General features: G+C 67.2%; 16 protein-coding genes. 11 read left to right on the top strand and 5 right to left on the bottom strand.

Annotated features, from left to right (window positions below; translation table 11 throughout):
• Window positions 1-203: 203 nt before the first annotated feature.
• Window positions 204-1,070, bottom strand: coding sequence for a GntR family transcriptional regulator (locus AC1DS3_RS09575; RefSeq protein WP_441631565.1), 867 nt, complete (start codon window positions 1,068-1,070; stop codon window positions 204-206).
• A gap of 229 nt (window positions 1,071-1,299) precedes the next feature.
• Between AC1DS3_RS09575 and AC1DS3_RS09570 the strand changes: the two genes are divergently transcribed.
• Genes AC1DS3_RS09570 through AC1DS3_RS09550 form a run of 5 tightly spaced genes read left to right on the top strand, consistent with a single transcriptional unit; the run spans window position 1,300 to window position 7,580 of the window.
• Window positions 1,300-2,409, top strand: a complete 1,110-nt coding sequence (locus tag AC1DS3_RS09570; protein WP_441631563.1) for a C45 family autoproteolytic acyltransferase/hydolase — start codon at window positions 1,300-1,302, stop codon at window positions 2,407-2,409.
• A 29-nt stretch (window positions 2,410-2,438) separates the two neighbouring features.
• A complete protein-coding gene (locus AC1DS3_RS09565) occupies window positions 2,439-3,998 on the top strand; it encodes an ABC transporter substrate-binding protein (protein WP_477109151.1) in 1,560 nt (519 codons plus the stop codon).
• Window positions 3,999-4,005: 7 nt separating this feature from the next.
• The gene (locus AC1DS3_RS09560; RefSeq protein ID WP_441631560.1) at window positions 4,006-4,947 is read left to right on the top strand and encodes an ABC transporter permease; all 942 of its coding nucleotides are present in this window, start codon (window positions 4,006-4,008) and stop codon (window positions 4,945-4,947) included.
• Between the two features lie 6 nt (window positions 4,948-4,953).
• Window positions 4,954-5,778: an ABC transporter permease gene (locus AC1DS3_RS09555; protein WP_441631559.1), complete on the top strand. Its 825-nt coding sequence runs from the start codon at window positions 4,954-4,956 to the stop codon at window positions 5,776-5,778.
• On the top strand, window positions 5,775-7,580 hold the full coding sequence (locus AC1DS3_RS09550) for a dipeptide ABC transporter ATP-binding protein (RefSeq protein ID WP_441631557.1): 1,806 nt from the start codon (window positions 5,775-5,777) through the stop codon (window positions 7,578-7,580). Before AC1DS3_RS09555 ends, AC1DS3_RS09550 begins: the two co-directional genes overlap by 4 nt.
• A gap of 19 nt (window positions 7,581-7,599) precedes the next feature.
• On the opposite strand, the gene AC1DS3_RS09545 is transcribed toward AC1DS3_RS09550, so the two are convergent.
• The gene (locus tag AC1DS3_RS09545) at window positions 7,600-8,967 is read right to left on the bottom strand and encodes a M20/M25/M40 family metallo-hydrolase (RefSeq protein WP_441631555.1); all 1,368 of its coding nucleotides are present in this window, start codon (window positions 8,965-8,967) and stop codon (window positions 7,600-7,602) included.
• A 220-nt stretch (window positions 8,968-9,187) separates the two neighbouring features.
• On the opposite strand from AC1DS3_RS09545, the gene AC1DS3_RS09540 reads away from it, so the two are divergent.
• From AC1DS3_RS09540 to AC1DS3_RS09530, 3 genes are all read left to right on the top strand, one after another.
• Entirely contained in the window at window positions 9,188-9,475 is a 288-nt protein-coding gene (locus tag AC1DS3_RS09540; protein WP_441631553.1) for an HPr family phosphocarrier protein, read from the top strand.
• A gap of 25 nt (window positions 9,476-9,500) precedes the next feature.
• Entirely contained in the window at window positions 9,501-10,643 is a 1,143-nt protein-coding gene (locus AC1DS3_RS09535) for a DUF1275 domain-containing transporter (RefSeq protein WP_441631551.1), read from the top strand.
• 123 nt (window positions 10,644-10,766) lie between these two features.
• Window positions 10,767-10,946 carry a hypothetical protein gene (locus tag AC1DS3_RS09530; protein ID WP_441631549.1) on the top strand — a complete coding sequence of 60 codons (180 nt, stop codon included), beginning with the start codon at window positions 10,767-10,769 and terminating at the stop codon, window positions 10,944-10,946.
• Between the two features lie 20 nt (window positions 10,947-10,966).
• Here AC1DS3_RS09530 and AC1DS3_RS09525 read toward each other — a convergent pair whose 3' ends face one another.
• Together AC1DS3_RS09525 and AC1DS3_RS09520 are read right to left on the bottom strand one after the other, a co-directional pair.
• A complete protein-coding gene (locus AC1DS3_RS09525) occupies window positions 10,967-13,960 on the bottom strand; it encodes a transglycosylase domain-containing protein (RefSeq protein ID WP_441631547.1) in 2,994 nt (997 codons plus the stop codon).
• A gap of 260 nt (window positions 13,961-14,220) precedes the next feature.
• Window positions 14,221-15,762 (bottom strand): methyl-accepting chemotaxis protein, encoded by a 1,542-nt coding sequence (locus tag AC1DS3_RS09520; protein ID WP_441631545.1) that lies wholly within the window; start codon window positions 15,760-15,762, stop codon window positions 14,221-14,223.
• A 245-nt stretch (window positions 15,763-16,007) separates the two neighbouring features.
• Here AC1DS3_RS09520 and AC1DS3_RS09515 point away from each other — a divergent pair, with 245 nt between their 5' ends.
• Complete coding sequence (locus AC1DS3_RS09515; protein ID WP_441631543.1) at window positions 16,008-17,564, top strand: methyl-accepting chemotaxis protein; 1,557 nt, start codon at window positions 16,008-16,010, stop codon at window positions 17,562-17,564.
• A 56-nt stretch (window positions 17,565-17,620) separates the two neighbouring features.
• Here AC1DS3_RS09515 and AC1DS3_RS09510 read toward each other — a convergent pair whose 3' ends face one another.
• The gene (locus tag AC1DS3_RS09510) at window positions 17,621-18,487 is read right to left on the bottom strand and encodes a LysR substrate-binding domain-containing protein (protein WP_441631541.1); all 867 of its coding nucleotides are present in this window, start codon (window positions 18,485-18,487) and stop codon (window positions 17,621-17,623) included.
• A gap of 137 nt (window positions 18,488-18,624) precedes the next feature.
• On the opposite strand from AC1DS3_RS09510, the gene AC1DS3_RS09505 reads away from it, so the two are divergent.
• Complete coding sequence (locus AC1DS3_RS09505; protein WP_441631539.1) at window positions 18,625-19,212, top strand: cysteine dioxygenase family protein; 588 nt, start codon at window positions 18,625-18,627, stop codon at window positions 19,210-19,212.
• A 148-nt stretch (window positions 19,213-19,360) separates the two neighbouring features.
• The gene (locus tag AC1DS3_RS09500; protein ID WP_441631537.1) at window positions 19,361-21,001 is read left to right on the top strand and encodes a rhodanese-like domain-containing protein; all 1,641 of its coding nucleotides are present in this window, start codon (window positions 19,361-19,363) and stop codon (window positions 20,999-21,001) included.
• The last annotated feature ends 105 nt before the right edge of the window (window positions 21,002-21,106 follow it).

The following is a 21,106-nucleotide window of genomic DNA, read 5'->3' as shown; positions in this document are numbered from 1 at the left end:
CAGAAGAAAAAGAAGAAAAGGAGGATCCAACCTGAGGAACAACGTGCCGCCCATTTTGTACTAAACGAGTATAAAGTGCAATTTGGATTCACAAAGTCTGTGCGTGCGCACCACCGCCGGCACCAACAGCGCGCACGGACGAACGCCACCGCACCGCACTGACGGGCGGTGGAGGTGGCGGCAATCGGGGAAGAAAAGAAACGCTAGCTAAGGTCGCGCGCGGTGACCAGGTGGCGGCGCATCAGGGCGGCGGCCCATTCGCGGTCGCCCAGCGCCAGCGCATCGAGAATCTGCAAATGCTCCTGGCAGGCTTCGATCAGATTGATCTGGCGATAGAAGGCCGCGTGCTCCTCCAGGCGGCGCAACTGGGTCTGCTGCTGCACCGCCTGGAGAATGAAGCGATTGCCGGAAAAACGCGCCAGCATCTCGTGAAAGGAGGTGTTGAGCGAGAAGAACTCACCCGGGGAAAGATTGGTGTACCCCTGGTCGATCACCTGCTCATACGCCTTGCGGCATCGATCCATCTGCACCGCGTCGACCGCAAAGGTGGGCTCCAGCAAGCCTGCACACTCCACGATCATGCGAAAACGGTAGCTCTCGGCCAGCGCCTCCGGCGTCTCCAGCGACGGCAGGAAGCGCCAGCCATGGCCGGCGCGCTTCTCCACCAGGCCATCGGCCATCATACGCATCAGCGTCTTGGTCAGCAGGCTGCGCGACACCGGATAGGTGCGCAGCAGGTCGATCTCGGTCAGGGTATCCGGCAACAGCTTGCGCGCCCGCCCATCCACCAGCTGGCGATACAACTCATCGCCGCCCATTCCCGACTCGCCAAAGTCAGGCACCTCCATTCCTTCGGCCTTGGCCTCGACAAAGTAGCCGCTGTTGGCCCGATAGGCGATCAGGCCGCGCTCGGCCAGCAGCCGCAACGCGGCCCGCACCGGTGTGCGGGACACCTCGAACTGGGCGGCGAGCGTTTCCTCGGCCAGGTGCGCGCCGGGCTGGAGCTCGCCCTCCACCACCTGGCGCGCGATGCGGCGCGCTAGATCGATTTGCAGCGGCGAGACGCGCACGGGCGCCGACCGTTTCCTGGAAGCTGGCATTGGCGGGGATATGGAATAAGTCCTGGCGGAACTCCGCGGGCAGGGTGCGGCGCATCCGCCGCAAGACGGCGGGACAAGAGCCGCGATGGTATCCCTGAAAACGGGTCGGCGCAAATAATCGGAATGTCACATTGCACTTCATATTAATTTAGTACAAAATATTTCCCACCGTACCACCACACATGCCGGAGCCTTGCCGATGTCGTTGCCCCAAGAATCGTCTTTCCCGTTGGTTGAGTTGCATGGCAGTCCGTTCGAGCGGGGCCGGCAGCACGGCGCCGCAGTACCGGACCGGGTTGCCCGCAGCGTCGCGCTGTACCGCACGCAGCTGGAGCGCCGCGGCGTCGGCGCCGAACGCCTCAAGGCGCTGGCCATGGCAATGGCCCCGGCCATCACCCGCTACGACCCCGATTACTTCGAAGAAATGAAGGGCATCGCCGCCGGCGCACAGGTTGCGCTGGAAGACATCATCGTCATCAACTGCCGCACCGAAATGATGTTCGGCCACGCCGAGCTGAAGCCGGCCAGCGACGAGCCGGACGATGGCTGCACCGGCCTCGTTGTCCTGCCCGAAGCCTCAGCCAATGGCCGCCTGCTGCACGCGCACAACTGGGACTGGCGCGAGGAATGCGTCGACACCGGCATCGTGGTGCGCATGGCGCGCGACAACGGACCGGACCTGCTGATGTTTACCGAAGCGGGCAGCCTGGCTCGGCTAGGCATGAACAGCGCCGGCGTATCCTTGACCGGCAACTTCCTGAGCTCCAACCTCGACTACAAGCGCCCCGCCGACGTGCCGCTGGTGCTGGTGCGCCGCAAGATGCTGGAAGCCGACAACGTCTGCAACGCCATGAAGGTGCTGTGGACCTCCACCCGTTTCTGCTCCAACAACCTGATGCTGGCGCAGGCGGAGGGCGAAGCGGTCGACCTGGAATGCGCGCCCGACGAGATCTTCTGGATCACCCCGCAGAACGGCGTGCTGGTCCACGCCAACCACTGGATGTGCCCGGTGGCGCGCACCAAGCTGCAGGACAAGGGCCTGGCCGCAAACCCCGACTCCATCTACCGCCAGCGCCGCACCGAAGCCGCGCTCGCCCGCGCGGCCGGCCGCATCGACTGGGACATCATCAAGGCCGCGCTGGCCGATGATCTGCCCAAGCCCGACGGCGTGCTGCGCTCGCCCAAGCCGGCCAGCTTCGCCAGCATCTCCGCGACCGTGGCCACCACCTTGATGGAGCCGGCCTCGGGCGTCATGTGGATTGCGCGCAAGCCTTACGAATCGCGCCGCTTCGTCGAATACCGCCTATAAGAACGGCCACCCCAAGTGGAGGAGAGACCATGACGAAGATCACGATGATTGCCCGCCGGCTCGCGCTTGTGTTTATGCTGGTAGCTGCCGGCGCAGCAGCAACAGCAAGCGCCGCGCCACTGCCGGAGATCCGCTATGCGGACGGCGCCGGGACCGCCACCTCGATGCCCGGCAACCGGGCCCGCAACACCTCGACGGACAACATCCTGCTGCACGTGGTGGAGTCGTTGGTGGCGCTGCGCGCCGACATGAGCGTGGGGCCCATGCTGGCCGACAGCTGGGCCGTGTCCCGCGACGCACGAACGTATACGTTCAAGCTGCGCCCGGGCGCCACCTTCCACAATGGCGCGCCAGTCACGTCCGCCGAGGTGAAGTGGAGCTACAACTTTCTGATGAACCCCAAGTCGGAGTGGATGTGCCGCAACCTCTATGACGGCGCGAAGGGGCCGAAGGTGATCGCCGTCGACACGCCCACGCCGGATACCGTGGTGTTCCGGCTGGAGGAACCCTACGCCCTGTTCCTCGACCAGATGGCCAGCGTGCAATGCCCGCTGGCGGTGCTGCATCCGAGCAGCGTCGACGCCCAAGGCGCATGGCTCAAGCCGGTGGCAACCGGCCCCTACCTGTTCTCCGACTGGAAGAAAGGGCAATCGGTGCTACTGACCCGCTTCGACGGCTACAAGCCGCGCCCCGAGCCGCTCGACGGCATGGTGGGCAACAAGCAGGCGCTGGCCAACCTGCGCTTTGTCGTGATCCCCGACGCAGCGGCGCAAAAAGCCGCACTGATGGCGGGCCAGGTCGATATCATCAACGCCGACGAAGACAACCTGCCGCCCAAGGACCCGCGCTGGAACGTGGTAGTTGAGCAAGGGCTGGATACCGTGAACCTGCTCATGCAGGGTACCGATCCCTTGCTCAAGGACGTGCGCATGCGCCGTGCCATCGCGCTGGCGCTGGACCTGCCAGCCATCACCAAGGCGCTCAACAATGGACTGACGCAGTACAACCCGTCGCTGGTCCCCGCCGCAAGCCGTTACTACTCTGCGGCCGAGAGGCGTGGCTACGCCCGGAACCTCGCCGAGGCCAAGACGTTGATGGACGCTGCCGGCTACAAAGCCGAAGTGATCAAGATCCAGGCCAACAAGCGCTACCCGTACATGTACCGGCTGGCGGTGGTGACGCAATCGCTGCTCTCCAAAGCGGGCATCAAGACTGAGCTGGAGATGCTGGAGTGGGCCACGCAGGTGTCCAATTTCCGCGAAGGCAAGTTCCAGCTGATGGCGTTCGGCTACTCGGCCCGTACCGAGCCCGCCCTGCTCTATCGCGACGTGCTGGGCAACAAGAGCAAGACGCCGATGGCGCAGTGGGAAAACCCCGAGGCGCTCACGCTGCTGGACAGCATCGAGGGCAACCCGGACGAAGCCGTGCGCAGGCAAACCTTCGAGAAACTGCACGACATGATGATTGCCGACGTGCCGATGGCGATGGTCTACAACAAGCCCGGCATGGTCGTGGTCAGCCGCAACGTGACCGGTTTCAAGGGCTGGCCGCTGCGCAAGCCCCGTCTGTTCAACCTCACCAAGCACTGAGCGCGCCATGTTGTCCTACATGCTCAAGCGGATCGGCACTGCCATCCCCACCGTGCTGATAGTCTCGCTGCTGGTGTTCGGCATGATCCGCGCCATTCCCGGCGATCCGGCCACCCTGATGCTCGGCGATATCGATAATCCGCAGGTGCTGGCCGAGGTGCGCGCCTCGCTCGGCCTGGACCGCCCGCTGCCGCAGCAGTACGCGATCTGGGCCGCCCGCGCGCTGCATGGCGACCTGGGCATGTCGATTGCCCGTAAGGAACCGGTGCGGGACCTGATCCTGTCGCACTTCCCGGTGACCGCGCAGATCGTGCTGGCCGCCACGGCGCTGGCCTGCCTGGTCGCGGTGCCGGCCGGGCTGTTCTCCGCGTGGCGGCAGAACAAGGCGTCGGACGTGGCCATAGTCTCGTCGTCGATCCTGCTGGTGTCGATGCCGAGCTTCTGGATCGGCATCCTGCTGATCTGGCTGTTCGGGGTGAAGCTCAACTGGCTGCCCACCTATGGCTTCGAGTCGATTGCCGAGTCCGGCTTCGGCGCGGCGCGCTACCTTGTGCTGCCGGTGATCGCCGTGGCGCTGACCGAGATCGCCGCAATCACGCGCATGATGCGCGCCAGCACGATTGAAGTGCTGCGCCTGGAATACGTGGCCCACGCGCGCGCCAAGGGTCTGCCAGAGCGCCGCGTGCTGTTGCGCCACGCGCTGCCCAACGCCTTTGGCCCGACGTTGACGGTGATCGGCCTGATCCTCGGCCACTTGCTCTCGGGCGCGGCGGTGATCGAGACCGTGTTTACCGTGCCCGGCATCGGGCGGCTGCTGATCGAGAGCATCTACGCCCGCGACTATCCCGTGGTGCAGGGTTGCCTGCTGTTTATCGCGCTGCTCTATGTCGCCGTCAACCTGGTGGTAGACCTGCTCTATCCGCTGTTCGACCCACGCATCAAGCTGTAGAACGCCATGTCGAAACTCAAATACACCAATGCCGTGCTGGGCGCAGTGCTGATGGCACTGGTGCTCCTGCTGGCCATCGCGGGCTTGATCCATACGCCCTATGACCCCATCGATGGCGACCTGCTCGCCCGCTTTGCGCCGCCCACCGCGGAACACTGGTTCGGCACCGACGATTTCGGTCGGGACGTGCTGTCACGCGTGATGGCCGGCGCCGCGGTAAGCGTGACGGTCAGCCTTTGCTCGGTGCTGTTCGCGCTGGCCGCGGGCACCGTCATCGGCGTGCTGTGCGGCTACCTCGGCGGCTGGTGGGACCGCGGCATCATGGTCTTCATCGAATCGTTGATGGCCTTTCCCGGCCTGCTGCTTGCACTTGGCATCATGACCATCCTCGGCCCCTCCAAATGGGGCGTGGTGCTGGCACTTGGCCTTGCGTACACTCCTTCGGTCACGCGAATCGCGCGCGGCGCGGTGCTCTCGCTGCGCCAGCGCGATTTCGTCGTGGCCTCGCAAGCCATGGGCAACAGCGGCGCCTGGACCGTGATGCGGCACATCCTGCCCAATTGCGTAGCGCCGCTGATCGTGTTCTCCACCTCCTTGTTCGGCTCGGCGCTGCTGGCCGAGAGCGCCCTGAGCTTTCTTGGCCTGGGCGTGCCGCCACCGGCGCCCACCTGGGGCGGCATGCTGGCGGAGAGCCGCAGCGCCATGGACCAGGCCATCTGGCTTGCAGCGTTTCCCGGCGGCATGATCTCGCTCGCGCTGCTTGGCATCAACTTGTTCGGCGACGCGGTGCGCGACATGCTCGACCCGCGCATGAAGGGAGCTTCGGCATGACCGCGATGGCAGACACCAACGCAAATGCGCCGCTGCTGAGCGTGCGCAACCTCAGCATTGCCTTCCCCGGCGCCAGGCACATGCTTAACACCGTGGTCGACACAATCTCCTTCGACCTGTGCGCCGGCGAATCGCTGGCCGTGGTGGGCGAGTCCGGCAGCGGCAAGACCATGATTGGCAAGGCGCTGCTGGGGCTGTTACCCGACGCCGCCCGCATCACCGGCGGCAGCGCCAGCTTTCAGGGCCGCGACCTGCTGGCCCAGCCGGCGCAGGACTGGCTGGCCACGCGCGGCACGCAGATCGGCATGGTGTTCCAGGAGCCCATGGTCTCGCTCAACCCAGCCTTTCGCATTGGCGACCAGTTGACCGAGGCGCTGGTGCTCAGGCGCGGCCTGCGCCACGATGAGGCGCGCGATAAGGCCATCGCCATGCTGGAGCGCGTCAAGGTGCACAACGCCGGCGCGGCGATGCAGCGCTACCCGCACGAGTTCTCCGGCGGCATGCGCCAGCGCATCCTGCTGGCCGCGGTGATGCTGCTCAAGCCCAAGCTGCTGATTGCCGATGAACCCACCACCGCGCTCGATTGCGTGGTGCAAAAGGAAGTACTCGAGCTGATGATGGAACTGACGCGGGCCGAGGGCACGGCTCTGATCTTCATCAGCCATAACCTGGCACTCGTCGCAGCGTACACCCAGCGCGTGCTGGTGATGAAACGCGGGGAGGCAATGGAGACCGGCGCCGTGGCGGACGTGCTGTCGAGGCCAAGCCATCCGTATACCCTGAGCCTGCTGGATGCGCTGCCCAAGCGCGGCGACAAGCCTGCGCCGCCCGCCACGGCGATCGCTCCCATCCTGGAGGTGCGCGGGCTGGCGGTGGACTATCACGTTGCCGACGGCTGGTTCCGGCGCAAGGCCGTGCGCGCGGTCCACGACGCCAGCTTCCACCTCGCCCCCGGCGAGACCCTGGCCATCGTCGGCGAATCGGGCAGCGGCAAGACCACCATCATGAAGGCCATCCTGGGCCTGGCAGGCACGGCCGAAGGCGAAATCCTGCTGCACGGGCGCAATCTGGCCGGGGCCTCCCGCGCGGCGATGCAGGCCGCGCGCCATCGTGTGCAGATGGTGTTCCAGGACCCGTACTCGGCGCTAGACCCGCGCATGCGCATCGAGGCCATCGTGGGCGAGGGGCTGCACGCGGACCGGTCGGTGCCGCCGGCCGAGCGGCGTGAGCGGGTCCTGGTGGCGCTGGCCGATGTCGGCCTGGATGCGGGCTATGCCAGCCGTCATATCCATGAGCTCTCGGGCGGCCAGCGCCAGCGGGTGGCCATCGCCCGGGCGCTGGTGATGCGTCCGGATATCGTCATCGCGGACGAGCCCGTGTCGGCGCTCGATGTGACCGTGCAGAAGCAGGTGCTGGCCACGCTGACCAAGCTGCAGCGGCGGTATGGCTTTGCCTGCCTGCTAATCTCGCATGACCTGGGCGTGGTCGAGCAGGTGGCCGACCGCGTCATCGTGATGCTGCGCGGCCATGCGGTCGAGCAGGGCACGCGCGATGCCGTGTTCGACCGGCCCACGCACCCCTATACGCAACGGCTGTTGCAGGCGGTGCCGGAGCTGCGCGGCAGCCCCGAAGCGGGATTTCGCATCGAGACCCGCGCCGTACCGCCCAGCCCTGGCGGCCCACGGCGCTACTATGACCCCAGTGGCGATGCGCCGGCCTCCCGCCGGCTGGTAGCCGCATGTGCAGCGCCCCCCGCCCCGGCGGATGCCCGCTTCGCGCATCTGGTCGCGGTGGCGGCTTAAGGCCGGCACCGCCCGCTGGCTACCTGGCGGCGGCGCGCTTTTCCAGCAACGGCTGGCTCACGCCCTGCACGCCCACCAGCCCGAGCACGGTGGTTAGCCCGACCTGAGCGCCTTCCCAGGCGTTGGCCGGGTCGTACCATTCATCCCGGGCATGGAAGCCGCCGGTCTTGCCGCCGCTGCCGATGATGATGGCGGGAATGCCGAGCGACATCGGCACGTTGGCGTCGGTGCTGCCGCCGCGCAGGCTGGGCGTGCCCTTGCCGTGGCCCTTGATGGCGCGCACCGCCGCCTGCACGATGGTGGCGTCAGGCGGCGTGCGGCCCGCCGGACGGTCGCCGATCTGCTTGACCTGGTAGGTGATCTGGCTGGCAGCGTCGGCCGGATGCCAGCGGCGGTTTTCCTCGGCGACCCCGGCCTCGATGGCCGCCATGATCTGCTTCTCGGTTTCCAGCAGCGACGGCGTCGCGTTGGAGCGGATATCCACCGCCATGCGCGCATCGCCCGCAATCGCGTTGACCGACGTGCCGCCACCCACCGTGCCCACCGTGAACGTGGTCTTGGGATCCTCGGGCGGGCGCACGTCGCTCACCTTGGCAATGGCCCGTCCCATCGCGTGGATGGCGCTGGGCAGGCCGAAGGCGCCGAAGCTGTGGCCGCCCGGGCCGCGGAACGTCACCTCGTAGCGATGGCTGCCGGTGCCGAGCGACAGCACCCGGTCGCCCACGCCCGGCTCCAGCCCGACCATGCCGTCGATATCCGGGTGGTCGCGGAACACGGCCTTCATGCCGCGCAGGTTGCCCAGTTCTTCCTCGCCCACGTTGCCAACGAACACCAGGTCGCCCACGGTGCGCACCTGGTTGTCGTTGAGCACCTTGAGCCATGACAACAGGACTGTCAGCCCGCGCGTGTCATCCGAGATGCCTGGCGCATAGAGACGGCCATCGCGCGGCTTGACCGTGACATCGGTGCCTTCGGGAAACACCGTGTCCAGGTGCGCCGAGATCAGCAGCTTGGGGCCGTTCCCGCTGCCCTTGCGGATGCCAATGGCATTGCCCTCGGCATCGATATGCGCATCGGCAAGGCCAAGCGCCTTGAGCCGGGAGAGGAAATACTCGGCCCGTGCCTTCTCCTTGAACGGCGGCGCAGGGATTTCGGTCAACGCCTTGAGATCGCCCAACGAGCGCGCGTCATCCGCCTTCACGTCGGCCAGCACCTTCCTGACCAGCGGGGCGGCTTCGAGCGTGGCGTAGGTGCGCTCCACCGCAGGCGAGACCGTTGGCACGGGGATGGTCTGCGCAACGGCGTGGGTGCCTGCCAGGGCGAACGCCGCGAGCATCAGGGAAAACGGACGGAACGGGATGGCAACGGATTGGGAGTGTGCTTGCATGGTGGGGCGATGGCTCCGGAAAGGACATGGCAGCATGGCGAACGGCACAGGCATCGGGTGTGGCCGGGCGAAGCCATATTCTGCCAGCGAGGCGGGAGATGGTGGGCGGCAACAAGGGGGCTGCCTGGGGCATCCATGCGCCGGGCAAGGTAATTGGATTACCATTCAATACCTGGCGGCAGGCTGTGCCGTGCCAGTTGCCCGCCTTCCGGCTTGCCCGGTGTCCACGCTGCATAGAGGTTTTACCGAGGGTGATGTGGTAGAAGCAACGATTGAGATGTCCAGTCCGCACGGCCTGCAGGGCCGCAGGGCCACACGGCTGACCACCACGGCCAGTCAGTTCGAGTGCAACATCCGGCTGAGCAGCAACGACTGCACGGCGGACGCCAAGAATGTGTCCGAGGTCATGCGCTTGTCGGCGCGCGCCGGCCTGCGCTTGCGCATCCAGGCCAGCGGCGTGGATGAATCGGTGGCGCTGCGCGTCATCTGCGCCTTGCTGACCGACTAAGCGGCCGGCCCGGCAGTCAGCGACCATGCCCATCACCTACCTGCGCAACCTCACTGGACGGGTACGCAGCCCGCACGCCAACCGGCAGCTTGCCGGCTATCTCAGCTTTGTGGCCGGCGCCACCAACGCCGGCGGCTTCCTTGCCGTGCAGCAGTACACCTCCCACATGACGGGCATCGTCTCGGCCATGGCGGACCACCTGGCGCTGGGGCAGGTCGGGCTGATCCTGGAGGGCCTTGGCGCACTGCTGTCCTTCCTGGCGGGCGCGGCCACTTCCGCCGTGCTCATCAACTGGGCACGGCGTGAACACTTGAACAGCGAATATGCGTTGCCCCTGATGCTGGAGGCTCTCCTGTTGCTGTGCTTTGGCTTGCTCGGCGGCAACCTTGGCAATCACCAATGGCTGTTCATACCCGCCACGGTGATGGTGCTGTGCTTCATCATGGGCCTGCAAAACGCCATGATCACCAAGATTTCCCACGCTGAGATCCGCACCACCCACATCACCGGGATGGTGACCGATATCGGCATCGAGTTCGGCAAGCTGTTCTACTGGAACCTCGCCAAATCCGACGAGACCAAGCCGCCGGTGCTGGCCAACCGGTCCCGGCTGCGCATGCTGGCCATGCTGGTGGCGCTGTTTTTCTTCGGCGGCGTTGTCGGCGCGCTAGGTTTCAAGCATCTGGGATTCAGCGCCACGCTGGCGCTGGCGGCGTTGCTGCTGGTGCTGGCGTTCGTGCCGGTGATGGACGATGCGCGGGCACACGGCGCGCGGCTGGCCGCCTACGGGCGCAAATGGGCGCGCGAGGTATTGCGCGATGTCCATGCCCTGTGGCTGGCCGCGCGCGACCCGCGCACGCCGTGGTACGCAAAAGCCATGGCCCTGCTGGTGGCGGGCTACGCGCTGTCGCCGATCGACCTGATCCCCGACTTCATCCCGGTGCTCGGCTACCTGGACGACGTCGTGCTGGTGCCGCTCGGGGTCATGCTGGCCATCCGGATGATCCCGCCGGACCTCATGCGCGAGTACCGGGCCGCCGCCGTTGCGGCCGGGCAACGCCCAAGCAGCCGCGTGGCGGCCGCGGTCATCATCGCGCTATGGATTGGCGGCGCACTTGTGATGGCTGCGCTGCTCGCGCGCTATGTTCCGTGGCTCCGAAGCAACTGATTTGCAATTCCAGGCTCTCAAGGTACGCGCGGACACATTGGTTTGCATTTGGCACGGCCGGCGCTACCTACAATCGAATTGTCGGGAGGCACATCCCGCCCATCACCGAGCCAGCAACGCATCATGCAGGACCAAGCCTTATCCCCCACCGTGACCTGCCTGCAGGGCCTGCGCGATCTCGCGGCCCTGCTCACCGCGGGCTCCCTGCTCCAGTCCGCCACCTTGCAGGTCATTGCCGAGTACGAACGGCACGCCCGCACCTCCGAAGACGAATACTGCGCCCGACGACATAGTTGGGATTGACTTCGCCCCGGCAGCGCCGCTCAGTGCTTGCACGCCAGCGGCGAACGCACGCCGGCGTCGCGCACCAGTGGCAGGATGGTTGGCGCCAGCGATTTCAGCAACTGCACGGACAGCGCGCTGGTGAAGGCATAGCGCGCGGCGTAGGGCTCTTGCACATACGCCGTGACGTTGCCGAAGTAACGGTCGCCAAGGAAGAACACGAAGGTGGCCGAGCGGCTGACCACGCGCGAGGAAATCAGCCTGCCGCCTGGCCCGTAGACTTCGTAGCGATGATCGCCCGTGCCGGTCTTGCCGCCTGCCACGATGCCGCTGCCAGCCAGCGCGGACTTCAGCATTCCCGCCGTGCCCGAATCCACCACGCCGATCAGCGCGGCGCGCACCACCTCGGTGATATCCTCGCTCAGCAAGCGCGTGCCCTTCTGCCCCAACCCAAAATCCGTCGCGTACGGCGTGCCCGCCGCAAACTCCAGGCTGCGCAGCGCCGTGGCCTGCTGGCGCACGCCGTTGCCCTGCACGATGCCGACCAGCTCGGCCAGCGCGGCCGGCCGGTCCCCCGCCGCGCCGATTGCCGAAGCATAGGACGCCGTGATCGCGCTGAACGGATAGCCCAGGCGCTGCCACCGGTGCGCAATCTCAACAAAGGCCTGGCGCTCCAGCTGGCTGCGGATGCGGCGCGTCTGGCCGCCGGGATGGCGGGTCTTGAACAGCCAGGCATACACCTCCTGGCGTTGCGCGGTGCTGTCGCGCAAGGCTTCATCCAGGCTGGCATCGGGGCGCTGGCGCAGGTAATTGAGCAGCCATAGCTCGAGCGGGTGCACCCGCGCCAGGTAGCCCCGGTCATTGAGCGAAAAGCTGGTCGGTCCGTATTTGCTGTACAGCTTGGCCAGCTTCTCATCGGTCAGCCCCGCCTTGGGCAGGGTGGCGAGCATGACCTTGTTGAACTGCGCCGGATCGATGTCGGGATCGATGCTGCGCAGCGTCACCGCCAGCCCCACCGGCGAGAAATGGCGATTCTGGAGCACGCGCCTGGCCGCTTCCTGCTGGGTCATGCCGCGATATTTCCCATAGAAAGCACGCAGGTAGTCGCTGCCTTCCTTGTCGGCAAAGCGCACCAGGTAAGCACGGCGCTGCGGCGCTGCCGGATTGTTCAGCCAGTCGTCGGCATCGGGATGCAGGCGATAGGTTTCGTAGCGCACGATATCGCGCATCAGGCGGATAAAGACCAGGTTCACCGAGTGCTCGAACGCTTCGCGCACGGTCATGATCTTCATGTTCTCCCAGCGCTCGAAGTTGGTGAACGTCTGCAGCCCGCCCCCGGTAAAGAAGGCCTCTCCCGCGTTGCCGGAATAGCGGCGCAGCATGGCGGCTTCCAGCATGGCGCGGCGGCTCTTGTCGGGTGCGGCGAGCAGGTAGCCCACCACCCACTGGGTCAGCGCGTCCAGCTTGGCTGGCTTGATCTCGCGCAGCTCGGCGGCGGACATGCCGGCATATTTCTCGTGGAGCTCGGAGAGGATTTCCAGGTAGGACACCAGCGTGCGCAGCTTGGCGGTGGAGCCCAGGTTCAGCCGCGCGCCGCGGTTCAGGTCGAACGGCAGGTCGAGGTTGTCGGCCTGCACGCGCAGCAGGTTGGCGCCGTCCACCTTCTCGTAGAGCGTGAAGCTGATCGCCAGCTTGCCCGGGTCGTCGCCCTCGCGCAGCAGGTTGTGGCCGTACATCCCGAAGCCATGCGCGCCGTCACGCGTGCCCGCCCGCAGCAGCGCCTCGGTGACCACCCGTTGCAGGCCCGTGTTGATGGTGCTGTGGACAGTCAGGTCGAGCCGGTCCAGCTCGTAGCTGCTGCCAAGGTCAAGATAGCGCAGTAAATCGGTGCGCACCCCGCTGATGGCCTTGCGCGAGATAAATGACACCTCCGGCCGGTCCATCGCCGGGGGGGCCAGCGTCAAGGACTGGGCCAGCGAAGCGTCGCGCAGCCAGGGCGGGATGGCACCGGCGGCCGACAGCAAGCGGATGTAGCTGTCGGTCAGCTCCACCAGCGTGGCGGTATCGCGCCGCAGGAAATGCGATGGCCCGCGCTGCGCAATGATCAGCGAGAGCGCCTGCTTGAACACCCGCGCCTGCCGCTGGCCAAGCTCGCCCTCGCCCTGGCCCGCGCCGGGTCCCGGCCCGGCGGCGTTCGCCAGCAAGCGGTTGGCCTCGTCGAAGTCCTGCCCGTACCAGGCCCACAGGCCATCGCCCAGCCCGTTGACCTCGCCCACGCCGGCCCGGGCCGACAGTGGCACGGTGTTGAGGTAATCCAGCAGGATGCGCTCCCTGGCGGCCACGGTGTTCGGGCCGTCCAGGTAGGCGCGCATCGATGCGCTGGCCATCTGGCGTAGCTTTTCCTTGGGCGAACCGGTGCGGCCGGCGCGCGAATGCCGGTATTTCTCGATCTGGGTAGCGAGCGTGCTGCCGCCGGCGGCGTCGTGCTTCTCGTTGAAGAAGTGCACGCCCTGATCCAATGCGGCGCGCGTGAAGCGCCGCACATCCAGCGCGGGATTGCGCGTGGGAAATTCGGGATCAAGCAGGTCGCGGTTCTCGATGAAGAGCAGCGCGTTCACGAGCAAGACTGGAACGTCCTTGAAGCTGGCGTAGGTACGAGGCGCCGGGCGCCCGGCGCCAAATGGCAGGTCGTTGCAGTCAAGCAGGTCCAGGCCGGCCTGGGTCTTCTCGTGATAGGGCGCGAACAGGCCGGAGTCCGTCAGTTCAAGCATGCGGTCGGACCACTGCGCCTGGCGTTCGCGCCGAAAGCCCCGCGCTTCCAGCAATTCGGTGAACTGCGGCATCCGGCTATAGCCAAAGCGCAGGTCATAGGGGCCATCGTCCGGAAAGCGGATGCGCTCGCTTGGGCCGTCCTTTACCGCGAAGGCGACGTCTTTCGCCCGCCCGGCGAAGTAGCGCGCCTGCAGCCGCGAGGTGGCGAGTTCCTCGGCAACGACGGCGCAAAGGACGTAACCGCCCCCTACAAGCAGAGCCAATACCAGGAGCCTGGGCCAGACACGTCGACGCACGATTCAGGTCCATTTGCGAGGAAACCGGGGCTTTTCCCGGCGCGTCGGCCTATGCCGGGCGCCTGCTGGCAACGATGGCACTATTCCGCCACGCTCGTCACAACGTATACCCTAGTCTAATGGGGCCTAACGCACAAAGTGCGCGTGCGCCATCCCCGCGTTTTCCGCCATGTTCACGTCATTTCCTGCTGCGCGCCGGCGCTCCCGGCCCGCCTGGCCGCCTCCGCCTAGACGCTGAACGCCGCGATGGCCTGATTAAGCTGGCGCGCCTGGTCCTCCAGCGACGCGGCAGCGGCGGCGGCCTCCTCGACCAGCGCCGCGTTCTGCTGGGTGGACTGGTCCATCGACGCCACCGCCTGATTGACCTGCTCGATGCCGCTGCTCTGCTCGACCGAAGCCGCCGCAATCTCGCTCATGATGTCGGTCACCCGGCGGATCGCCGCAACCACCTCCTCCATGGTGCTGGCCGCGCGCCCGGCCTGGCCACTGCCCAAAGCCACATGCGCCAGCGACGTCTCGATCATGGACTTGATCTCGCGGGCCGCCCCGGCGCTGCGCTGGGCCAGGCCGCGCACTTCGCCGGCAACCACCGCGAACCCGCGCCCCTGCTCGCCGGCGCGGGCAGCTTCCACGGCGGCGTTGAGCGCCAGGATATTGGTCTGGAAGGCGATGCCGTCGACCACGCCGATGATCTCCGCGACCGTCCTGGCCGCCGTGCTGATATCGCCCATGGTGGCCAGCACATCGCCCACCACCGCACCGCCCTGGCTAGCCACCTCGACCGCGCTGACAGCAAGTTGGCTGGCCTGGCGCGCGTTGTCTGCGTTCTGGCGCACGGTGGAGGTCATCTGCTCCATGCTAGAGGCCGTTTCCTCGAGCGAGGCAGCCTGCGCTTCCGTGCGGCTGGACAAATCCGCGTTGCCCGCGGCGATCTGCCGCGTGGCCGACGTAATCGCATCCGAGCCCTGGCGCACCCGCCCCACGGTGAGCGCAAGGCTGGCCTGCATGCGCGCGAGGCCCTCCAGCAAGCGGCCCATTTCATCGCCGCGCGTTACCTGCACCGGGTGGCTCAGATCTCCGGCCGCGATGCGGTCGAATTGCGTCAGCGCCTGCTCCAGCGGGCCAACGATGGCACGCAGCAGGAACACCGCGCAGGCGGCCGCCACCAGCAGCGCCAGCAGGATCGCGGCAATCACGCCATTGCGAAAATGCAAGTACGCCACCTGCGACGCTTCGAAATTGCCCGCGGCCATCTTCATCTGGAACTGGCTCAGTTTCAGGCTGCTGTCGTTGGCGTCCCGAAACAGCCTGGACAGCTTGCCATCCATGATCTGGTCGGCCAGCGCGCGATCCTTGGCGCGCAGCGCGGTGATGATGGCGGCGATGCCTTCGCGGTTGGCGGCATCCCGCTTGGCCGACACGGCCACGGCGAGCCGGTCTTCCTCGCTGTCGCGCGGCAGGGCCATGAAGCGCTTCCAGGCCTCGTCCGAGCGTCGCGTGAGTTCTTCGGTGCGGTCCAGCAAGCCAGGGGCTTCCGGGCTGTCCGGGTACAGCATGGCGCGGTCCAGCGCGGTGCGCGCCCGGGTGAGGCTCAGGTCCGCCTCGCCCAGCGCCAGGGCAGAGGCAAGCTGGTTCGAGTAAGTGGATTCATGGGCGTCGTTGGCGGCGCGCAAGCCGAGCAAGCCGGCCACGCCCACACCAAGCGCGAGCAGGAACAACAGGGAAACGGTGGCAATGAGGCGGGCGCGGATGGTAAGGCTGGCAAGCATGGGAAAGAGGCCCGGAAAGTGAAAGGCGGAAATGGCGCGCTGGGCGGCAAACCTGTCTATCGGTGCGGTGCAGCAGCAACTTGAGGCCGCGCTATCGGCTGTGCGCAAAGCAGCACCTGAAGGGCAAATTCAGGCACCGCGATTGATTTTGCGCAAACTTTCATGCGTCCGCGCGCCGGCCTCGGTCAAGTCCGGCCAAAGCCGTCCGTTAGCCCAGTGATCTCAAACCCCTGTTCCAGACGATGATGAAAAACCTGAGCGTGCGCACTGCCCTGCTGGCAGTCCTGGTGACCTTTGCCTGCATGATCGTGTTCGGCGCGGGCGTTGGCGTGCTCGCGCTGCGCGCCGCGGACCAGGCGACCGGGCGCGTGGAGCAACTCTCCGCCAGCGCCCTGCTGCTCAACGATGCGTACAAGGACATGACCCGGGCACGCTCGGCGCTCGCGCGCGCCTACGCCTCGGCCCGCGAGGGCAGCACTGAAGTCAACACCAGCGCACTCGATGCCGCCGGCAAATCGCTCAAGCGCTCGGCCGAGGCGTTGCAGCGCTTCGAGGCCACGCCCGCCCAGGAAGGCCAGGACGACGCCCAGCGCCGACAGGTCGCGGATGCCGCGCGCCGGCATGCCGGCACGGTCGAGCGAGCCCTGGCCGCCTTGCGCGCGGGAGACCCCGCCACCTACGCGGCCATCAACGAGCGCGACATCACCGCCTCCGGGGCCGAGTATTCGGTGGGCGTCGAGCGCTTCCAGGAACAGGCGAGCCAGCTGACGCAGCAGGAAACCGAGACTAGCCGCTCGCGCTACCAATGGGTGGTGAGGCTCGTGGTGGTTGGTATCACCGCCGCGCTTGGCTTGATCGTCGCGGTGCACCTCGGGCTGCGCGCGGCCATCGTGGCGCCGCTGGCCACGGCCGCCGAGCACCTCGACCGCGTGGCGCAAGGCGACCTGAGCCATCCCACTACTGCCGCCGGCAATAACGAGGTAGGCCGCGTGCTGGCCGCCGTGGCACGCATGCAGGTGGCGCTCACGCGCACAGTCAGCCAGGTGCGCGCCAGCTCGGACTCGGTCAACATCGGCGCGCGCGAGATCGCGGCCGGCAATACCGACCTGTCCTCGCGCACCGAGCAGCAGTCCGCATCGCTCGAGCAAACCGCGGCCAGCATGGAGGAGCTCACCTCCACGGTGAGCAACAACACCGAGAGCGCGCGCCAGGCCAGCGCGCTGGCCGCCGAAGCGGCGCGGCTGGCCACGCGCGGCGGCGACGACGTGCGCGGCGTGGTCCAGACCATGGGCGACATCAGCAGCAGTTCGCAGCGGATCGCCGACATCATCGGCGTGATCGACGGCATTGCCTTCCAGACCAATATCCTGGCGCTCAACGCCGCCGTGGAAGCGGCGCGCGCGGGCGAGGCGGGCCGCGGCTTTGCCGTGGTAGCGGGCGAGGTGCGCGCACTGGCGCAGCGCAGCGCCAACGCGGCACGGGAGATCAAGTCGCTGATCGACGACTCGGCCAGCAAGGTGGGCGCCGGCAACGCGCTCGTCGCCCAGGCCGGCCAGACCATGAGCGAGACGGTGAACGCCGTGGGCCGCCTGGCGCGGATCATGGAAGACATCTCGTCGGCGTCGCTGGAACAAAGCGCCGGCATCGTGCAGGTGAGCCAGGCGGTGACACAGATGGAAGCCGTCACCCAGCAGAACGCGGCGCTGGTGGAACAGGCGGCCGCCGCGGCCGGATCGCTGGAAGCGCAGGCGCGCCAGCTTGCCGAGGCGGTGGGTGCCTTCCGGCTTGCGCCGGCAGCCTGAGGGACCGCAGCGTCCCCTTCCCCCAAAGCCAAGCTCAAGCCGACCTCAAGCCACCTTCACACGGCCGTGATACCGCGCTGCAAGGTGATCTTGAGCATGGAAAACACCTGCCGCGCCACCGGGTTGGCCGCATTGGGCCGCGCCCACAAGTAGTACGTCACATCGGGCAGGCGCGGCAGCCCGTCCTTGTCGCCCAGCACCCGCATGTCGGCACCCAGCAGGTCGATGCTGCGCGCCGTGATCCCCAGCCCGGCGCGGATCGCCGCCTTGATGCCGATCAGGCTCGGCGCGAAATACGCCGCGCGCCAGGGCACGCCGGCCTCCTTCAGTGCATCCAGCGCCAGTTTGCGAAACAGGCTGGGCTCGTCAGCCAGGATCAGCGGCACCGTGCTGCCGCTCTCATAGGCAAAATCCGCCGCGCAAACCCAGATCGTGGGCGAGGTGCGCAAGACCAGGCCGTCCAGGCTGGTGTCTTCCCGGGTGGAAACGGTCAGGTCGATCTCGCCCCGCCGCAACGATTCCATCAGGAAGGGGCTGCGCCCCACATGGATCTCCAGCCGCAGGGCAGGCGAGGCACGCGCGATATGCGACAGCAGCGGCGGCAGGATCGTGTCGGCCACATCGTGCGGCGCCCCGATCCGCAGCGAGCCTGTCAGGTCGCCCTCGCGCAGCACGCGCAGCGCCTCGTCGTTCAGGTTCAGCAATTGCCGCGCGTATTCCACCAGCTTGTTGCCGTGCCGCGTGAGCTGCTTGCCGCGCCCGTGCCGCTCGAACAGCACCAGCGCCACCTGCTCCTCCAGCCGCTGCATCTGCTGGGTGACGGCGGATTGGGTGCGGTGCAGCCGCTGCGCCGCGGCGGCAAAGGTACCGTGGTCGGCAATGGCCACCAAGGTGCGCAACAGGTCCAGATCGAGATTACGCATTCATTAGACTTGCTTAAGTATTTTCATGGGTGATTAAGTGGTTTCAGGTGCCAGCCTTCATTACAGTGAAACCATGCAAGGTGATGCACCACACCGCAAACCAAGAACCATCAAGACTCAGCAAGGATTCTAGAGACATGTCGATCGCACAACAACGCCAGGCCGCCGTCGGGGACACAATTCAATCGATCAAGGAAATCGTAGCCAGCGGCGGCGTCACCCGCGAATCGCTGGCCAGCGTGCTGGGCCAGGTCGAGCAGCTCGCGGCCATGCCGCACCTGTGGGCGCAGAGCGAATTCGCCCCACCGGAGGAAGGCGAGCGCCAGGCCCGCTACCTGATCGCAGAAGACCCCGACCAGACCTTCGCGTTGTACCTCAACGTGATGCGCCCCGGCAAGCGCATCCCCCCGCACGACCACACCACCTGGGCCTGCGTGGCCGGCGTGGTGGGCACCGAGTACAACGACGTCTACCTGCGCACCGACGATGGCAGCGAGCCGGGCGTCGGCACGCTGAAGCACTCGCACACGGTGGAAGTGGGCCCGGGGTCGGGCATCGCGCTGCTGCCCGACGACATCCACTCGGTGGAGATCCGCGGCGAATCCGTGATCCGCCACCTGCACATGTACGGCCGCGCGCTGGAAACCCTGACCGGGCGCACCGCCTACGACCTCGAGACCGGCCGCTGCCAGGCCATGAGCGTGGGCGTCAAGACGCGCCGCTAAACGGCACCCGGGAGGTGCAGCGCTAACCCGCCCTACCGCCAACACCCACCTCCCGGCTTCTGCCGAAGCCCATCTCCAACGCATTTCCAGTTGCCTCCCGCCCGCGTGCGGCCAGGAGGTCTGGCCCCCTTTTTGCCTGAACAAACGCATGCCCGCCATCCTGAACACGCCCGACACCCGCTACACCCAAGTCGACCCGGTCACCCTCAAGGGCTGGCTGCACGACCAGGACGAGATCGCCCTGCTCGATATCCGCGAGCATGGCCAATATGGCGAAGGCCATCCGTTCTACGCAGTGCCACTCCCCTTTAGCCGGCTGGAGCTGGATATCGGCCGCCTGGCCCCCAACACCGCGGCGCGCATCGTGCTGGCGGACGACGGCGACGGCGTGGCAGCGCGCGCCGCGCAGGCACTGGCCGCCCTCGGCTACACCCGCCTGATCGTGCTGGACGGCGGCGTGCCGGGCTGGCAGGCCGCCGGCTACGCCTTGTTCGCCGGCGTCAACGTGCCCTCCAAGACCTTCGGCGAGCTGGCCGAGCACCATTACGGCACGCCGCGCGTCTCGGCCGCGGAGCTGGCGGCCATGCAGGCAGGCGAGCAAGCCCCGGTGGTGCTCGATGGCCGGCCCGTGGCGGAATTCCGCAAGATGAATATCCCCGGCGCCATCTGCTGCCCCAACGGCGAGCTGGCTTACCGGCTGCGCGACCTGGTGCCCGACCCGGCCACGCCGATCGTGGTCAACTGCGCCGGCCGCACGCGCAGCATCATCGGCGCGCAAACCCTGATCAACTTCGGCGTGCCCAACCCCGTGTTCGCGCTGGAAAACGGCACCCAGGGCTGGTACCTGAACGATTACAAGCTGGAGCACGGCGGCACCCGGCGCTATCCCGACAGCGCCGCGCCTGCGGGGCTGGACGCGGCCCGGGCCGCCGCGCAAACGATGGCGGTGCGCTTTGCGGTGCCGCACATCAACGCCGCCGAAGCGGGCGCGTGGCTGAACGACCGCTCGCGCACCACCTTCCTGTGCGACGTGCGCACGCCGGAGGAATACAGCGCCGGCTCCGTGCCCGGCGCCCAGAACACGCCGGGCGGCCAGTTGATGCAGGCCACCGACCAATACGTGGGCGTGCGCCGCGCGCGCCTCGTGCTGATCGATGCCGATGGCGTGCGCGCCACGGTGGTGGCGAGCTGGCTGCGCCAGATGGGCCATGACGCCGTGGCGCTCGAAGGCGGGCTTGCGGCTGCGCTTGCCTACGGCCTCGCCGCGCCCACCGGCCCCGTGGCGCCCTCCCGTGCCTTGCCGGGCATCGACGCCCCCGCGCTGGCGGCTGGCCTGGCCGTGCGGCGGCTGCTGGCGCTCGACGTGCGCGCCAGCATGGCGTATCGCGCCGGGCACGTGCCGGGCAGCCGCTGGTCGATCCGCCCGGTGTTTGCCCGCGATCTCGCCGGCGTGCCGCGCGACACGCCAATCGTGCTGATCGGCGATGACGATCAACCGGGCATGGCCACGCTGGCCGCCGCCGAACTGGCCGCACTGGGCTATAGCGACATCAGGCTGCTCGCCGGTGGCGCGGGCGCCTGGCAGGCGGCGGGCCATGCGCTGGCAAGCGATGCCGGGCATGGCGACGCGGCAAGCAGCCTGCCCGATGCGCGCTGCATCGATTTCCTGTTCTTCGTCCACGACCGTCACGACGGCAACAAGGAAGCCGCGCGCCGCTACCTGGCCTGGGAAACCAACCTGATCGGCCAGCTCGACGCTCAGGAACTGGCCACTTTCCGCTTCGCCTGATCCGCACAGCGTCCTTCCGACATGACCCGCCATCAGCGACCGAGCCAGTCACGCAGCCACCTCCCGCCCCTCGCGGCGGGCAACCGTGCGCATGGCTGGCAAGGC

Source organism: Cupriavidus sp. 01L46, from assembly GCF_056399905.1.
This window is presented reverse-complemented; position numbering and strand designations above follow the sequence as displayed.

Bases quoted from the DNA above. Each gene is read 5' to 3' on its own strand.
- AC1DS3_RS09535 (WP_441631551.1), top strand. From the start codon at position 9,501: ATGCCCATCACCTACCTGCGCAACCTCACTGGACGGGTACGCAGCCCG.
- AC1DS3_RS09550 (WP_441631557.1), top strand. From the start codon at position 5,775: ATGACCGCGATGGCAGACACCAACGCAAATGCGCCGCTGCTGAGCGTG.
- AC1DS3_RS09510 (WP_441631541.1), bottom strand. From the start codon at position 18,487: ATGCGTAATCTCGATCTGGACCTGTTGCGCACCTTGGTGGCCATTGCC.
- AC1DS3_RS09545 (WP_441631555.1), bottom strand. From the start codon at position 8,967: ATGCAAGCACACTCCCAATCCGTTGCCATCCCGTTCCGTCCGTTTTCC.
- AC1DS3_RS09505 (WP_441631539.1), top strand. From the start codon at position 18,625: ATGTCGATCGCACAACAACGCCAGGCCGCCGTCGGGGACACAATTCAA.
- AC1DS3_RS09530 (WP_441631549.1), top strand. From the start codon at position 10,767: ATGCAGGACCAAGCCTTATCCCCCACCGTGACCTGCCTGCAGGGCCTG.
- AC1DS3_RS09560 (WP_441631560.1), top strand. From the start codon at position 4,006: ATGTTGTCCTACATGCTCAAGCGGATCGGCACTGCCATCCCCACCGTG.
- AC1DS3_RS09500 (WP_441631537.1), top strand. From the start codon at position 19,361: ATGCCCGCCATCCTGAACACGCCCGACACCCGCTACACCCAAGTCGAC.
- AC1DS3_RS09555 (WP_441631559.1), top strand. From the start codon at position 4,954: ATGTCGAAACTCAAATACACCAATGCCGTGCTGGGCGCAGTGCTGATG.
- AC1DS3_RS09520 (WP_441631545.1), bottom strand. From the start codon at position 15,762: ATGCTTGCCAGCCTTACCATCCGCGCCCGCCTCATTGCCACCGTTTCC.
- AC1DS3_RS09565 (WP_477109151.1), top strand. From the start codon at position 2,439: ATGACGAAGATCACGATGATTGCCCGCCGGCTCGCGCTTGTGTTTATG.
- AC1DS3_RS09570 (WP_441631563.1), top strand. From the start codon at position 1,300: ATGTCGTTGCCCCAAGAATCGTCTTTCCCGTTGGTTGAGTTGCATGGC.
- AC1DS3_RS09515 (WP_441631543.1), top strand. From the start codon at position 16,008: ATGAAAAACCTGAGCGTGCGCACTGCCCTGCTGGCAGTCCTGGTGACC.